This is a genomic window from Myxococcus hansupus (assembly GCF_000280925.3).
GTDB lineage: Bacteria > Myxococcota > Myxococcia > Myxococcales > Myxococcaceae > Myxococcus > Myxococcus hansupus.
The window spans coordinates 9,026,310-9,042,357 of sequence record NZ_CP012109.1; the positions used below are offsets into that span (position 1 = coordinate 9,026,310).

The 16,048-nt window shown below is 67.6% G+C and carries 13 protein-coding genes; 9 read left to right on the forward strand and 4 right to left on the reverse strand.

The window, feature by feature from the left end; all coding sequences use genetic code 11:
- Positions 1–95: 95 nt before the first annotated feature.
- Together A176_RS35585 and A176_RS38475 are read right to left on the reverse strand one after the other, a co-directional pair.
- Complete coding sequence (locus A176_RS35585) at positions 96–1,592, reverse strand: PEGA domain-containing protein (protein ID WP_044889959.1); 1,497 nt, start codon at positions 1,590–1,592, stop codon at positions 96–98.
- Positions 1,593–1,626: 34 nt separating this feature from the next.
- Positions 1,627–3,438: an Ig-like domain-containing protein gene (locus A176_RS38475; RefSeq protein ID WP_144429678.1), complete on the reverse strand. Its 1,812-nt coding sequence runs from the start codon at positions 3,436–3,438 to the stop codon at positions 1,627–1,629.
- A gap of 363 nt (positions 3,439–3,801) precedes the next feature.
- On the opposite strand from A176_RS38475, the gene A176_RS35595 reads away from it, so the two are divergent.
- From A176_RS35595 to A176_RS35625, 7 genes are all read left to right on the forward strand, one after another.
- On the forward strand, positions 3,802–4,806 hold the full coding sequence (locus tag A176_RS35595) for an SDR family oxidoreductase (protein WP_002633961.1): 1,005 nt from the start codon (positions 3,802–3,804) through the stop codon (positions 4,804–4,806).
- A gap of 82 nt (positions 4,807–4,888) precedes the next feature.
- A complete protein-coding gene (locus A176_RS35600) occupies positions 4,889–5,896 on the forward strand; it encodes a diacylglycerol/lipid kinase family protein (RefSeq protein WP_002633960.1) in 1,008 nt (335 codons plus the stop codon).
- A gap of 84 nt (positions 5,897–5,980) precedes the next feature.
- Complete coding sequence (locus A176_RS35605; RefSeq protein WP_002633959.1) at positions 5,981–6,670, forward strand: NUDIX hydrolase; 690 nt, start codon at positions 5,981–5,983, stop codon at positions 6,668–6,670.
- A gap of 210 nt (positions 6,671–6,880) precedes the next feature.
- Entirely contained in the window at positions 6,881–7,684 is an 804-nt protein-coding gene (locus A176_RS35610; RefSeq protein ID WP_002633958.1) for a protein phosphatase 2C domain-containing protein, read from the forward strand.
- Positions 7,685–7,688: 4 nt separating this feature from the next.
- On the forward strand, positions 7,689–9,566 hold the full coding sequence (locus A176_RS35615) for a hypothetical protein (protein ID WP_002633957.1): 1,878 nt from the start codon (positions 7,689–7,691) through the stop codon (positions 9,564–9,566).
- Between the two features lie 59 nt (positions 9,567–9,625).
- A complete protein-coding gene (locus A176_RS35620) occupies positions 9,626–10,690 on the forward strand; it encodes a cysteine hydrolase family protein (RefSeq protein WP_002633956.1) in 1,065 nt (354 codons plus the stop codon).
- A gap of 109 nt (positions 10,691–10,799) precedes the next feature.
- A complete protein-coding gene (locus A176_RS35625; protein ID WP_002633955.1) occupies positions 10,800–11,597 on the forward strand; it encodes a hypothetical protein in 798 nt (265 codons plus the stop codon).
- 43 nt (positions 11,598–11,640) lie between these two features.
- On the opposite strand, the gene A176_RS35630 is transcribed toward A176_RS35625, so the two are convergent.
- Positions 11,641–12,321 carry a TetR/AcrR family transcriptional regulator gene (locus A176_RS35630; RefSeq protein WP_044890013.1) on the reverse strand — a complete coding sequence of 227 codons (681 nt, stop codon included), beginning with the start codon at positions 12,319–12,321 and terminating at the stop codon, positions 11,641–11,643.
- Between the two features lie 82 nt (positions 12,322–12,403).
- Here A176_RS35630 and A176_RS35635 point away from each other — a divergent pair, with 82 nt between their 5' ends.
- Entirely contained in the window at positions 12,404–13,585 is a 1,182-nt protein-coding gene (locus A176_RS35635) for a DUF418 domain-containing protein (protein WP_002633953.1), read from the forward strand.
- A gap of 50 nt (positions 13,586–13,635) precedes the next feature.
- A complete protein-coding gene (locus A176_RS35640) occupies positions 13,636–14,829 on the forward strand; it encodes a glycosyltransferase (RefSeq protein ID WP_002633952.1) in 1,194 nt (397 codons plus the stop codon).
- Here A176_RS35640 and A176_RS35645 read toward each other — a convergent pair.
- On the reverse strand, positions 14,760–16,022 hold the full coding sequence (locus A176_RS35645) for a glycosyltransferase family 4 protein (protein WP_226994088.1): 1,263 nt from the start codon (positions 16,020–16,022) through the stop codon (positions 14,760–14,762). The genes A176_RS35640 and A176_RS35645 overlap by 70 nt on opposite strands.
- Positions 16,023–16,048: the final 26 nt, after the last annotated feature.

Consider the following 16,048-nt stretch of genomic DNA (forward strand, 5'->3'; position numbering starts at 1 on the left):
ACGCGTCCTATTCAACGCCAGACGTGCGTGGCCACGGCATTCCCCGGATACGCGAACACCCGAGGAATGCCGCTCCCTTGGGGTGGCGGTTCCGTTCAGAACGCGCCCGAAAAGGAGGCCGCGGCGCCGTGGCTGTCAGCGGAGACGCCGACCGTCACGGGAGGCGCCGAACGTGAATCTGGTGACAGCAGATAGAGCACGGCGCCCGTGGCGACGGCCGCGCCGCCTCCAATGAGCAGGCCGTTGAGGATGTTGCTCTTCTGCATCAATGCATTCCTGAGTCCGAGCGCCTCCTTGTCCGTGGACAGAATCCGGCCGTTGTCGAGCCGCTTCTCCAGGGCATTCATGTCCTTCTGGGCCAGAAGCCGGACAATGCCCGCCCCTCCGAACGCCGCGACACCTGTTCCGAGCGCCACGTAAGACGCCATGCGGAGCCCTGAGTTCGAGCGCGGCCTGGAGTCTCCCTCCGAGAGCATGTTGGGAGCGCTGAGGTCCATTCCGCCCTGTTTCAATCCAGCGGGAGGATCCCAAGGCGCCTTGCCATTGGAGTTCATGACCACCAGGTTCGAGGGGGAGCGGCCGGTGGTGACGAAGTCGACGAGGGCGGCGAGGGCTTCGTTTGAAGTTTCCGGGTCCTGCGTCTTGAATCCGCCCTCGCGGAGTTTCTGTCCGCCTTCGACATTGAGCACGGTGGCCGCGAACCACTTCGGGCCACTGCTCGGTCGCTCAAGGCGGACAACGATGACTTCCTCGACACCCAGCGTGCCGCCCAGACGGACGGCGTGGCTGAGGGTTCGTTCGTCGTTGCCATCGGTAGCCGCAAGGCAGGGGAAGGGGCTGGCGGAAACAGAGCCTTCGTAGGCCACGTCGACGAGCAACGGTGTTTCAGTGCCTTGCACCTGGACGTTTCGCGGGAAGCTGGTGGTGTCGCCCTTGACGAGGGTGAGGTGATAGGTGCCTGGGACCGCATCGAGCGCGAGCGGCGTCTGGCCCAGCTTGAGGCCGTCCAGGTACACGTCGGCGGTGGGCAGCGTGGACTTCACGGACAGCTTCACCTTGCGCGTCTGGTCGAGTTCGCGACGGAGCTTGTCGAAGTTCTGCCGTACGGACGGGGCAAAGTAATCCGCGTCGAGTTCGTGCTTGGGCTGGAGCCGCAGCACGTTGCGGAACGCGGCATCGCTCTCTTTCGCCTTGCCCATGGCGCGGTAGTTGAGGCCATGGAGAAGCTGCGCATCGACGTAGAGTTTCCAGCGTGCATCACCCACGGGGAGCCGGGTGATTTGTTGCAGGGCTTCATCGACGGCTTGGAGGGTCCTGGCGTTGCGGCCCTCGTAGAACTGGTCCTGGGCAGCTTCGAGTTGACGCTGGAGGTCCTCGAAGCTCTTGGTCGGCTGGGGGAAGAGCCGCTCACTGAATTGCGCTGCGCTGAGCGTGTCCTGCTCTGGCCGGGAGGCGAGGGCGCTCAGGAATGCCTTGGCCTGCCCGCTCAGTTCCGCGTCCTTGCAGTCGCCACTGGCAACGACTGTGCGGAGAGGGGCTGAGTAAGCGTGGGTTGATAGACAAAACGCCAAGATGGCTGGTGCGATCCTCATCTTCAACTCTCTTTGATACGTAAGGTCGGCGGGACTAGGGTTGTTGATTTTTTCTGTATACGAGAATTTCGTCTTGATGGTCGTTGTGCCTCTCGGTCCAGGAGAGAACAATGTTTCCCTGAGCATCTGAGGCCATGCTGGAGTTGTGGAATTTGAAGTTCGTTTCGCGAAATGCGTCGTCTGAACTCCAGATTTTCTCCCATGTTTCGTTGGTGCGGTGGCTTAGTGTCAGAGAAGAAATACCTGCATTGTTTTCCACGAACGAGACAATTAGCGTTTCGTCAGGACTGCAGTAGGCTCCATGGACACTCCTGTCGTTCTCCGCTGAGAGTTTGGGTGGTGTGCCAAGCCAGACCCATTGGTTGTTGACCCAGTGGCTGGAAAAGAAATCGTTTGTTGTTGAGCCGGTGGTGGCTTGGCCTGACCAGGTTATTATGGGCTGGTTGTGCTGATTGAATGAGATGATTTGCTTGGGAAATGTGGATGAGGTGCCGCTGGGGTTGACTGTGTTGCCTAGTGATTCGAAGTCAGTCCCATTCCATCTTTGTGCGAAGAGTTTGGTTGACTCGCCTGAGTGGTAGAACGCGACGACAGGGCGATCGAGGAGATCAAGGGCGAGAGTCGGGGTGCTTGTCTCGGATGTAGGAGCGGCACGGACCGGAGAACCGAGTCTCGTCCAGTTGCTCCCCTGAAATTGGTATACATGGATGGTTCCACCCTCGATATCTTCCCAGTCCATGTTAATGGCAACTACAGGTTGCCCTTGACGGGTCAGTTGTAGCGAAACGCTCCGTGCGTGAGGCCGGTCGGGAATGATTCCTTGCTCTCCGCCAAGGCGTTTCCAGTCTTCCCCCGTCCATTGGGCGACATGCACATAGTTGTTGAACTCAGCGCCCATGTCTTCTTGCCATGCGACAATTGGATTTCCATCTGGCGACAGCTGGAGATTGGGGTGGTGGAGTTCATACTCGTCAGGGCTTGTTTTGAGGTTGGAGCCCAGTTGCTGCCACGCCTCACCTGTCCATCGACTGACGGACAGGTGGCCGCCTTGCGCATTCTCATAATGTGTCATGACGACGGGGTTCCCATTTGGGTCCAGTCTGACCTGAGCTCGCGCTGCACCACTCCATGGCCTACGGGGCACTGGGTGGAATGGATACGGCACGAACTCCGGAACCACCCACCCCCACGCCGCCCCCAGGTCGACAGCGGCGTTCCCAGCCAGGTCCGTGAGCGCCCCCGTGACACTCAACTCCACGGTGCTGGGCGCGGTCAGCGCCGTGACGGGTGTCACCGTCACGGTCCTCCCGTCCTCCGACAGGGACACCGTGTGGGCCACGGCGAGTTCGCCGACGCGGAGGTGTACGGACTCGGTGGTCACGGTGCTGCGCTTCATGGGTTCGGAGAACTCGGCGCGGATGGGGCTCTGGACCCAGACCTCCTGGGCACCCGGTTCCGGAACACGCGACACCACCTGCGGTGGCGTCCGGTCCACGACCACGTCGCGGCTCGCGCTCACGAACGCGGTGTCGCCCAGCACCGCGCGGGCCTCCAGCCGGTAGGTCCCCTCGGCTTCACCCGCCGTGTCCCACGTGTACACGTACGGCGGCGCCAGCTCCGCCAGGACCTCGCCGTTCTTCAGCAGCTCCACCCGCTCCGGCGCGTGGCCCGTGACAGCGAGCCGGAACTCCAGCACACCGTTCGTATAAGCCGTCTCCACGGGCGAGGTGATTCGCACCTCCGTTTCGGCGGACTCGATGGCCGGCACGTTGATGCACGCCGAGGCACACAGCAGGACGACAGCCGCCGTCCAAGGCGGCGGGAAGAAGCGTTCGGGAAGGTTCATGGCGCGGGTGCCGGGTGCAGGTTGCGTTCCGTTGCCTGCCCGACAGTCGCTCGCACATACCAAGCCGGTTCCGGTTCCTCCAACTCACCGTTCCCGCACGAAAACCCGAGCCATCTCCACCCTTTACCCGCGTGGGACCGAGTCTCCACCCGCCGTGCGGACACACCCCTCCGCGAACCGGCGCCCGTCCCGGCGCTGGACCCCCATCCCCGACGACGGCCTGCCTCCGCAGCCCGAGCCCTCGCCCCTCCGGCTGCCCTTCAGCCGAGTGTGCGATGACCCGGTGCGTCGCTGTGTGCAGTCGCCATCTTCGCGAGGGGGACGGGGTGCCGTGCGCCGAGGCACGCGAAGGAGACCGCGGACATGAAGCGAGCCTGGAAGAACCGAGTCGTCGTCGTCACCGGTGCGTCGAGCGGAATCGGCCGCGCCACCGCATTGGCCCTGGCGAAGAAGGGGGCCCACGTCGTCCTGGCTGCTCGCCGTGAGGAGCCCCTGGAGGACCTCGCTCGGGAGTGCGAGGCGCTCGGCGTCCGGGCCATCGTGGTCCCCACGGACGTGTCGGATGCCGCCGCCGTCCAACGACTCGCCGAGGAGGCACGCACCGCCTTCGGCCACTTCGATGCGTGGATCAACAACGCGGGTGTCTACCTCATGGGCCGCTTGGAGGAGACGCCCGACGACGCCTTCCGCCAGGTGATGGAGACGAATTTCTTCGGCACCGTCAGCGGCGCCCGCGCCGCCGTGGCGCAGTTCCGCCGGCAGGGCTACGGCACCCTGGTCAACGTCTCCTCGACCTTCGGTACGGTGGCCGCGCCCTATGTCAGCGCGTACGTGGCCTCCAAGCACGCGGTGCGCGGCTTCTCCGCCTCCGTCCGCCAGGAGCTGCTCGATACGGGCATCGACGTGTGCACCATCCTCCCCGCCGCCATCGACACGCCGCTGTGGCAGCACACGGCCAACTACACCGGCTGGCGCATCCGTCCCGTGGAGCCCGTGTACACCCCGGAGCGGGTCGCTCGGGCCATCCTCCGGGTGCTGCGCAGCCCCCGGCACGAAGTCTTCGTGGGACCCGTGGCCCGCAGCTTCGCGGCCCTGCATGGTCTGCTGCCGCGCACCTTCGAGCGCACCATGCACGGTGTCACCGAGGCCCAACACTTCGAGCAGGAGCGCCAGGGCCACACCTCCGGCACGCTGTTCCGGCCCATGGCCGAGGGGACCGGGACCTCGGGCGGCTACCATGCGGCGGGCAAGCAGTGGTTGCGCCGGCTGCTCCTGGCGGGAGGGGTGGCCACGGCGGCGTTCTCCCTGCGCCGGCGGCGGGAAACACGGGGGCTGAGGGCCCGTGTTGCTCAGGTACTCGGAGCGTGAAGTCATTTTTGCGTCACGCCGTGTCACGCGTTGCGACGCCATGACAGGGCCATGACAAAGCGTGGGGAGAGTCCCGCCCGCCATGAACGACATCGCCGTCCTCGTCAACCTGCGTGCACGCCGGGGCTCCGAAGGCATGGGAGGGCTGGTTCAGCGCTTCCTTCCGCGGGCTCGCGTGGCGCTCACCCGTTCGCTCGAGGAGGCCCGAGCGTGGATTTCGGACACGCTCCGGCCCAACCCGCCCGCCCTGCTGCTCGCGGGCGGTGGAGACGGGACGATTACGGGGCTGCTCAACGAGCTGCGGACCGCGGGCGTCGCCCTGCCGGCCATCGGCGTGCTCCCCATGGGCACGGGCAACGCCTGGGCCCGAGTCACCGGCGCGCCCCGGCCCGCCGTGGCCCTGAAGCAGATTGCCGCGGTGGGCGAGCGCCTGCCCCCCCTGCGTCCCTTCTCCCTGGTTCGCGTCGAGGGCAAGGTGGCCCCCTTCGCGGGCACCGGCTGGGACGCGGAGATGATTCAGGACTTCAAGAACCAGCTCGCCGCCTCCGGTCCCCTGCGCAGCACCCAGGCGGGCCTCCGCGGGTATCTGGGCGCCATGTTCACCCGGACGGTGCCGCGCCACGTCTTCGGCGAGGGCAACCCCATGGTGTCCGTCTACAACCTGGGGGAGCCCGCGCTCACGGTGGACGCGAGCGGTTCCGTGCAGCCCGTGCCCCACGGAGACAAGGGCGCGCTCCTGTACCGGGGCCCCGCGGGCGTCGCGGGCGCGGCGACCACGACCGAGTGGGGCTTCGGCTTCAAGGCGTTCCCCTTCGCACAAGCGGTGCCCCACCGGCTGTCCGTGCGCGTCTACGGCGGGGGTGTGCTGGAGGCCACCCGGAACATGTTCCGGCTCTGGCGGGGCGAGCACCCGATGCCCCACATGCATGACTGGTTCGTCCAGCGCCTGCGCATGGACTTCGATCGCGAGGTGCCGTTCCAGATGGGCGGGGACGTGATTGGCATGCGCCGCTCGCTGGAGTTCGACCTGGCCGAGGAGAGCGTCCAGCTCGTGGATTGGCGCCAGTTGTCGCGCATGGTCCACCTGTAGGCCGACCCGTCGCCCATGGCTTGACCCGGGTGTGTTCCGGACACTATGCGAGGAGCCCCCTCGCAGCCCGGAACGGATGGACCCGTGAGCTACACCTATGAGTACCCGAGGCCGGCGCTGACGGTGGACTGCGTCGTCTTCGGTCTGGATGACGACGACCTGAAGGTGTTGCTCATCCGCCGGGGCGTGGAGCCCTTCGCCGGCAGGTGGGCGCTGCCGGGTGGCTTCGTGCGGATGGAGGAGTCGCTCGACGACGCGGCCCGCCGTGAGCTGGAGGAGGAGTCCGGCGTCCGTCCCGGCCACCTGGAGCAGCTCTACACGTTCGGCACGCCGGGGAGAGACCCTCGGGGCCGCGTCGTCACCGTGGCGTACTTCGCGCTCGTGAAGCTCAGTGACCACGTGCCGCATGCCTCGACGGACGCGCGCGAGGCGGCGTGGTTCTCCGTCTGGGACACGCCGAAGCTGGCGTTCGACCACGCGGACGTGCTCGGCACCGCGCTGCAGCGGCTCAAGGGGAAGGTCCGCTATCAGCCCATCGGCTTCGAGCTGCTGCCGCCCAAGTTCACGCTGACGCAGTTGCAGCGGCTGTACGAGGTCGTCCTGGAGCGGGAGCTCGACAAGCGGAACTTCCGCAAGAAGATCCTCGCCATGGACCTGCTCGAGGAGCTGGATGAGGTGGAGCAGGACGTCTCCCACCGCGCCGCGCGCCTCTACCGGTTCGACCACAAGAAGTACAAGCAGTTGGAAAAGGCCGGCTTCAACTTCGAGCTCTGAGTCCTGAACAACGTCCCTCCCCTGGGACAGGGCCCCTCTGCGGATTGACATTGTGTCATTCGGACACTATGTTGGTGTCATTGAGACACGAACTTGGGTGGACCCAGGTTCGTGAGGGGCCGCTGCCCACGGGGTGTCCGTGGGGCTCGTCGTGCCGCCCAGTGACTGTCCGTCCCGCTGTACGTGCTCCGCCGGAGCCACGGGAGAGCCATGTCCGCGCTGCCATTCGACATCGCCGCTGCCTCGGTGCTGGGGCGGGAGCACGCCCGGGCGGGACGCAACAACCAGGATGCGCTGTGTGTCCGCGCCAGTGAGCACGGGCTGGTGGCCGTGGTGGCGGACGGGTGTGGCAGCCAGGCGTGCAGTGAGTTGGGAGCGCAGCTCGGTGTTCGTGGGTTGGTGAGGGCGGCGCTGGCTCGGCTCGCGGCGGGCGAGTCCGTGGACGCGCCCGACTTTCTTCCCGCGCTCCGGCAGGACGTGTTGCTGCTCCTGGCGCGGCTCCGCGAGGACCTGGGCCGGGAGGCGGTGAAGGACTTCCTCTTCACGGTGGTCGGCGCGGTCATGACGCCCGCCTCGACGCTGGTCTTCTCTGCGGGGGATGGCGTGTGGGCGCTCAATGGGGAGGTGCGTTCGCTCGGACCGTTTCCGGGGAACGCGCCGCCGTACCTCGCCTACGCGCTGGTGGGCGGAGATGACGTGCCATTGATTCAGCAAGCCTTGCTGCCCACCGAGGACGTCCACGCGCTGCTGTTGGGCACCGATGGGGTGGTGGACCTCGAGCAACTGGCCACCACGCGAATGCCGGAGCGTGAGGAGTGTGTCGGTCCGCTGTCCCGGCTCTGGACCGAGGACCGCTACTTCGCCAACCCGGACGCGCTGCGACGGCGGCTGGCCTTGCTCAACCGCGAATCCGTCCGCGCTGACTTCGCCACGCAGTGCGTGGTGCGCACGCCGGGCTTGCTGCCGGACGACACCACGCTGGTGGTGCTGCGCCGTCGCATGGGGAGGGCGTGAGGCCATGGACATCTGGCTCGAAGGAAAGCGGTTCCGGTTGAATCCCGCGAAGGCGCTGGGCAAGGGCGGCGAGGCGGATGTGTTCGACCTGGGGGATGGCCGTGCCCTCAAGGTGTTCAAGCCCCCTGAGCATCCCGATTACATGGGCCTGCCCACCGAGCAGGCCGCGGCCCGCGTCCGTTTGGACGAACACCAGCACAAGCTGCGCGCCTTTCCCGTGGGACTCCCTGGCCGGGTGGTGTCGCCCCAGGCCCTGGCGACGGACAAATCAGGGCGGGCGGTGCTGGGCTACGCCATGCGCAAGCTGGACGGCGTGGAGCCGCTGCGGCGCTTCAGTGAGCCATCATTCCGCAGGGCCGGCGCCACGGCGGGGCGTGTCGTCGAGGTGCTGAGCGGGCTCCACCGGACGCTGGGTGCGGTGCATGCCGCGGGTGTGGTGGTGGGGGACTTCAATGACCTGAACGTGCTGGTCGAGGGGACGTCGGATGCCTACGTCATCGACGCGGACAGCTTCCAGTTCGGCGCGTTCCTGTGTCCGGTGTTCACCGAGCGGTTCCTCGACCCGCTGCGGTTGGGGAAGAACGGTGCGCAGGGCCTGGTGCCCTCGCGGCCCGCGTCGCCTGAGAGTGATTGGTATGCCTATACCCTCGCGGTGATGCAGTCCCTGTTGTGCGTGGGGCCGCATGGCGGCGTCCACAAACCCAAGAGCCTCACGGCGCGGACCACGCCCGCGGGACGGCTGCTCCAACGCATCACCGTCTTCCACCCGGAGGTGCAGTACCCGAAGCCCGCGCTGCCCCTGGCGACATTGCCAGACACGGTGCTGCACCACCTGTACGGCGTCTTCGTGGAGGACCGGCGCGGTGCCTTTCCGCTTCCGTTGTTGGACTCGCTGCGCTTCGCGCCGTGCACGTCGTGTGGTGTCGAGCACGCCCGCGCGGCATGCCCCATGTGCCGCCCGCACGCGACGGCGGCCACGACGCCCGTATCGTCCGCTCGAGGGCAGGTGACGGCGACGCGCTTGTTCTCCACGCGAGGCGTGCTGGTGCACGCGAGCAACGAAGAGGGCGTCCTCCGTTGGCTGTACCACGCGGACGGGGCGTACCGGCGCGAGGATGGGCGGGTTGTCCTGAGAGGACTGCTGGACCCGTCGCTGCGTTGGGCCCTGCAAGGTGAGGTCACGCTGGTGGGGCGAGGGGGCGAGGTCGCGGTGCTGGCACCGGGCCGGCCACCCGAGCGCGTGGGGGTGGACGCGCCCGAGGGGACACCGGCCTTCGCCACCAATGCCCGGCATCGCTACTGGGCCGTGGGGGGCGGCCTGTGGCGGGACGGGCCGCATGGTCCGGAGCGCATCGGAGATGTGCTCGAAGGACAGACGCGGCTCTTCGTGGGGCCTCGCTTCGGGTTGGGCTTTCACCGGGCGGCTGGACTGCGCGGCGCTTTCGTCTTCGACGCGGAGCGCTTGGGGTTGAAGGACGGCCTCGTGTTGCCGTGGCCCTCGGGGAAGCTCGTGGATGCGGAGTGCGTCTTCGACGGTGACCAGGCCTGGTTGTTCCTGGTGGAGGAAGCCGGCGGACGCACGCTGAACCACTGCGTGGTGGTGGGCGCGGACGGTGGCGTGCGCGCGAGCGCGGTGGCGGTCGCCGGGGATGGCTCGTGGTTGGGCAACGTCCCTCGAGGACGGTGCGCGGTGGGGCATGCGTTGTTCTGTGCCACCGACACCGGGCTCGCGCGGGTGGAGTTGCGGCAGGGGCAGTTGGAGATGGTGCGCGAGTTCCCCGACACCGAGCCCTTCGTGGATTCGGGCAGCCCGCTCTTTCTCGTGGAGCAAGGGCTGGCGGTGGTGGGGCGGCAGGACATCACCGCGCTGCGGATGGCGTGAATGGATGTGTTTCGACCGCGTGGAGCAGGCGTCTCCACGCCAGACAGGAGGGTAGGACGATGAAGACGCAAGTGAAGTCGCTTCCGCTTCCGGGGTTCTACGATGCGGCCCATGCCGGGCAGTACGCGTATGGCCCCAATGCCGGGACGCTGCAGATGGAGGCCTGGCGCTGGCGCGCGGCGAACAACCTGACGGTGTCCGCGACGGACAGCTTCAACCTGCACCTGCTCCTCATCGACGTGCAGAAGGACTTCTGCTTCCCGGAGGGTTCGCTCTACGTCGCGGGGCGCAGCGGGCGCGGCGCCGTGGATGACAGCCGCCGCATCGCGGAGTTCATCTACCGGAACCTCGGCGCGCTGACGAACGTGACGACGACGCTGGACACCCACTTCGCGTACCAGATTTTCTTCCCGGCCTTCTGGGTGGACCAGGATGACCAGCCGCTGACGCCGTATCGCGAAGTCACGCGCGAGCAGATTGAGCGCGGGCAGGCGCGGCCCAATCCTGCGATGGCGAAGTGGCTGTGCGGCGGCAACTACCCCTGGCTGCTCAAGCAGGTGAAGCACTACTGCGAGGAACTGGAGCGGGCCGGGAAGTACACGTTGTACCTGTGGCCGCCGCACTGCTTGCTCGGCAGCGATGGGCACGCACTGGCCGGTGTGGTGCAGGAGGCGCGGCTGTTCCACGCGTTCGCTCGCGGCGTGCAGTCGTGGGCGGAGGTGAAGGGGGGCAATCCGCTGACGGAGAACTACTCGGTGCTGCGGCCGGAGGTGCTGGGTCGGCATGACGGCCAGCCGCTGGCACAGCGCAACACGCAGTTCCTCAAGACGCTGCTGACCGCCGACGCGGTGGTGATTGGTGGCCAGGCGGCGAGCCACTGCGTGAAGAGCTCCATCGATGACCTGCTCGGGGAGATTGTCGCGCAGGACGCGGCGCTGGCGCGCAAGGTGTACCTGCTGACGGACTGCATGTCGTCGGTGACGGTGCCGGATGGGAAGGGCGGTTTCGCGGCGGATTTCACGCCACAGGCGGATGCGGCGCTCCAGCGCTTCGCTGACGCGGGCATGCACCTGGTGAAGTCCACGGACCCGCTGGTGAGCTGGCCGGACCTGCGCATCGCCTGATTCTTCCGGCGCACGCAAAGACACTCATTCAATGACGGGCTTTGACAAGTCTCGCCAGCGCGGGATGGGCGGAGCCCTGCCCTCGGAAGAGGGAAAAGGAGCGTGGGACATGGGCAGCAAGGCGAATGGCACGGGCATCCAGAAGCTCTTCGATGACGCGCATGCGGAGGGCGTGCTGAGCCCGGCGGGGTTGCAGGCGCTGTCGGTGGTCGACCTGGGCGCGCAGATTCAGGCGGGCCTGGGCGTCAACGTGGACGACGTGCAGGCCAGTGAGGTGGTGCTGGTGACGGTGATGCCGGATGACTCGGGGAGCATCGACTACGCGGGGCACTCTAAGACGGTGTGTGATGGGCACAACCTGGTGCTCGACGCGCTGCTGGCGAGCAAGCAGAAGGATGGCGTCCTCTTCCACACGCGCTACCTCAATGGGTTCGTGCTGAACCCGTTCCGGCCCGTGGAAGACGTGGTGCGGATGCATGGCAAGAACTACCGGGCGGACCAGGGCACGCCCCTGTATGACCAAGCGGTGGTGCTGCTGGGCACGGTGCTGGCGAAGGCGCAGGAGTTCAGCGCCAACGGCGTTCCGGTGCGGACGGTGACGCTGCTGATTACGGACGGCGGCGACGCGCATTCGATGAACGCGAAGGCGCGGGACGTGGCGGCGGTGGTGAAGGACCTGAAGCGCGCGGAGAACCACATCGTCGCGGGCATGGGCATCAGCGATGGGAGCACGGACTTCCGCCGCGTGTTCCGGGACATGGGCATCGATGACAAGTGGATTCTCACGCCAGGGCAGAGCGCTCAGGAGATACGCGCGGCGTTCCAGGTGTTCAGCCAGTCCGCCGCGCGCGTGAGTCAGGGGGCCGCGAGCTTCAGCCGTACGGCGCTGGGGGGCTTCGGGCAGTGACGGTGGGTGGGAAGTGGCCTCCGTTGGGGCGGAGGCCACTGCTTCAAGTCGTACGGCGGCGGCGAGGCGGGCTCCGCTGAGCCGCCGGTGCGCGCCGTACACCCAGGTAGCCGGCCATCAGTGCACGCAGCTCACGCTCGAAGCGCGGGCTGTCGAGCAGCTCCGGCTGGAAGAGCAAGGCATGGTCGGTGAGCGCGTCGATCGAGGTGATCAGGATGTGCGCGGTGAGTGATGGGTCGGCGACGTCGAGCTCGTCGCGCCGAACCACCAGCCAGTCGGCCAGTGCGTCCGCGAGCCGTCGATTGACACGTGCGAAGAGTTCCAGTGTGCCCTGGCGAGGCAGTTCGATGAGCACTGCCCGGTAAAGCGGGGCGTCGCGCCGGGAGAGGTCGAGGGCCGCGCGCACGAACGTCGTGATGCCCTCGTCGACCGTCGCGTCGCCCAACGCCGTGCCCACCTCAATCAACCGCGCCGTCATCTCATCGGCGATTCGCTCGACCAGCGCGAGCAGCAGTGCCTCCTTGTTCGGGAAGTACTGGTACAGGCTGCCCACGCTCACGCCTGCCTCGCGGGCAATCTGATTGGTGGTCATCGCCTGCCAGCCATCTCGGAGCAAAACGCGAGCTGTCGTTTGAATCAGGGCATCGACCAGCGCTTTGCTGCGGACCTGCGAGGGCTGCTTGCGGGCGCCATCTCGCCTGGGGCTACGGGTTTTCGTGCGCATCGCCGCCATCCTGGGCAGGGGTTCTCGAACGCGAGTCCGCTGCGAGTATCGAACGCGAGCATTCATTCATAATTTTCAGTGCATGAGCCAGCGTTCTCGTCTTGCCCCTATCGATGTCCTGCGAGGCTTCTGCCTGCTCGGCATCCTCGTGATGAACATCCAGACCTTCTCGATGCCCTTCGCGGCCTATCTGAATCCCACGGTGTTCGGTTCGCTCGAAGGCGCGGACGGTCTTGCCTGGGCGCTCGGGCGTCTTCTCTTCGACTGCAAGTTCCTCAATCTGTTCGCCATGCTCTTCGGCGCGTCCCTGGTGCTGGGCGGCGATGAAGTCCGTCCCCGCAAACGGCTCGCGTGGCTGGTCGTCTTCGGGCTCGTGCATGCCTATGGCGTCTGGTACGGCGACATCCTGTTCACCTACGGCGTCGTCGGCATGCTGATTGTCGGTGCGCGCACCTGGTCTCCCGGGCGGCAGTTGCGTCTGGGGCTCGCGCTCGTTTCCGTCGGGCCCGCGCTCTCCCTGGCGGTTGCCCTGGGGTTCGAACACCTTCCGCCCTCGGTGGTCGGCGGGATCCGCGAGGTCCTTGGTGGAGGCTCGGTCCCGGGAGAACTCGCGGCCTTCGGTGGGGACTGGATGGCGCAGTTGCCCGTTCGGGCGAAGCTGGCCTTCTCGGCCCAGACCTTCCACCTCGTCTTTGAAACGGGCTGGAGGGCGGCGGGGTGCATGTTGCTCGGCATGGCGGGGCTTCAGTTCGGGGTGTTCGAAGGACGCTTCGTGTCACCCCGAGGCGCGTTGCTGCTCGGTGGGCTTGGCCTTGCGGTGACCTCCGCGGGTCTGGCGGTGCAGATTGTCTGGGGCTTCGCACCGCGTGCCTGGTTGGTCGCCCAGGCGCTGCACGAGTTGGGCGCGGTCCCGCTGGCCATCGCGATTGGCGTCACGGTGGTGGGGCTGGCCCGGCGCTTCGCGGAGGCTTCGCCCACGCGTGCCATCGCGTCCCTCGGCAAGGTCGCGTTCACCGCCTACCTGATGCAGTCCATCGTCGGAACGCTGGTGTTCGGAGGTCACGGCCTGGGCGCCTTTGGAACGTGGAGCCGTTTGGCGCTCCTGCTGGCTCCGTTCGTCTTCTGGGGACTGCAGGTGATGCTCGCGAACGTCTGGTTGCGGCACTTCGGGCGCGGCCCGCTCGAGGCGCTCTGGCGAGGTCTCACGCGCAAGGACTTCTCGCTCCGCCCCCGCGTGCCACAGGCCAGGCAGCCGGTCGTGTGATTCAGGTTGCGCGTGGAGCGGGCTCGCGACGGAGGTAGGGTGCACGGGCCATGTCCGACAGCCCGCGTGTCCTCCTCCTCGCTGAACGCTTCCCGCCCGATATCGGAGGCCTGGCTCGCAGTGGGGCGCGCACGGCGGGCTCGCTGGTGAAGCTGGGCGCCAAGGTGGACGTGCTGGCGTGGACACGCACCGCCGCGCCGGGTGCGTTGCAGACCGTGGACGACGCGGGAGACATCTCCCCGTTCGCTCGCGGCGTGACGCTCCACCGGCTGGGGCTCTTCGGCAGCACGGACCTGTCCATGCAGCACACGCTCGACGTGCTCGGCTACCTGCACGCGAAGCAGCGGTATGACCTCGTGTGGGGGCACTACCTGTTCCCGCCCGGGTTCCTCGCCGTCGCCTTCGCCGAGTCCGTGGGCATCGCCTCCGTCGTCAGCGCCCGGGGCAATGACGTGGACCAGCTCATGTTCCCTCCGGGCGACTTCGCGCGCCTGCTGTGGACCCTGCAGCGGGCCCGTATTCTCACGGCTGCGTCCGCGGACCTCGGCCGGAAGATGTGCATGCTCCTGGGCCGAGAAGAGACGGTCGAGGTCGTCCCCAACGCCGTGGACACCGCCATTTTCTCGCCCGGTCCGGCGGACCCCGCGCTCCGGGAGCGGCTGGGCATCGCTCCCGATGAAGCCGTGCTCGGCTTCTCCGGCGAGCTTCGTCACAAGAAGGGCCTGCCCTTCCTGCTCTCCGCCCTCACCGAGGTGCGCCGCGTACGGCCCGCGTGCCTGCTCGTCATCGGTGAGGTGCGGCCGCGCGACGCCGAGCACCTGGTCGCCTTCCGCGCCGAGCATCCCGAGGACGCCGCGCGCATCCTCATCTCCGGGCCGCTCGACACACCGGAGTCCATCGCCGCGCACCTGCGCCTGTGTGACGTGTACCTCCAGCCGTCCCTGTGGGAAGGCATGCCCAACGCCCTGCTGGAGGCCATGGCCTGCGCCCGGCCCGTCGTCGCCAGTGACGCGGGCGGCATCCCCGAGGCCGTGGACGCGGGCCGCAATGGCTTCATCGTCCCCAAGGCCTTGCTCAATCACCTGGGGCAGGCGTGTCTCGACGTGCTCTCCCTGCCTCCCGAGCAGCGCGCCGCGCTCGGCGTCGCGGCCCGTCAGCGCATCGAAGCGCGCTTTCAGGCCGAGGCCGAAGCCGAGGTGCTCCGGCGCATCCTGGCCCGCGCCATCCCGAGCCGCTCTTCGTAGACGCGCACCAGCGCCTCCCCCGCGCGGCTCCAAGGGAAGTCCCGTTCCACCCGCGCCCGGGCCTTGGCGCTCAGCGCGGGGCCCAGGGTCGGGTCCGCGAGCAAGGCCTTCACCGCCTCGGCGATGGCCTTCGCGGAGCCCGGCCGTATCAACATCACCTCGTCGGGCTCGGCCAAGGTGCGCACCACGGGGAGGTTGCTCGCCACCACCGGTGTCCCCGTGGCCATCGCCTCCAACAGCTTCAGCGGACAGCAGCCCTGCACGCAGTTGCGGTCATTCACGGGCAGGGGCACCAGCACCACGTCACACGCGTGGTGCAGCGCCGCCAGCTCTACCTGGGGCAGGGGCTCCAGCAGCTCCACCGCGCCCTCCAGCAGCAGGTCGCCGCACCGGTCCAACAGCGCCCGCTTCGCGTGCCTGCGCAGCGGCCCCACCAGCGTCAGCACCGTGGGCACCTCCCGCCGCAGCAGCCGGCACGCCTCGATGGCGTGATGCACGCCCTGCCACGACGTCATGGTGCCGCTGTACAGCAGCCGCACGGGACGCCCCGGCTCGGGAGCGCGCGGGGGCGCGTAGCGGAACACCTCCAGGTCGGCGCCATTCGGAATCACCTTCACCCGTGAGGCCTCCACGCCTCGCGCCGTCACGAGGTACTCCGCCGTCACCTCGCTCGGTGTCAGCAGCAGGTCCGCGCGCGACAGGCACACGTCCTCCTGGGCCACCAGCTTGCGCAGCAGCTCCGCGTCGTCCGCGACGTCCGGGTAGTGGTACTTCAGCTCGATGGAAGGCAGCCCGTTCACCTCGAAGACGAGCGCCTCCGTGAGGGCCTCCTTGCGGCAGGCGACGGGGTAGCCCTCGAAGATGGAGCGCACGTGCACCACGGCGGCGCGCGGACGTCCTCGCCACCACTCCGCCAGGTGCGAGCGGAATGACAGCGCCTGCGCCACCAGGTCTTTCCCCCGGGATTCCAGCGGGTGATACGTCACGCCCTCCGTGAGGGCGAGCGGGCCGGTGGGCGATGTGCTGCTGTCCCGGAGCGCGACCAGGTCCACGTGGCCAAACGCCGCGCCCAGGGCCTCGACGAAGGCGCGGATGTGCACCGCCGCGCCCTTGGGCGAAGGGAAGCGGTCGAACGACGCGTAGACAATGCCGGTGTCGGGAATGGGAGACACATCGGCGTTGCTATCGCGCATTGGCCGGTCCAGCAAACACGAGGGTT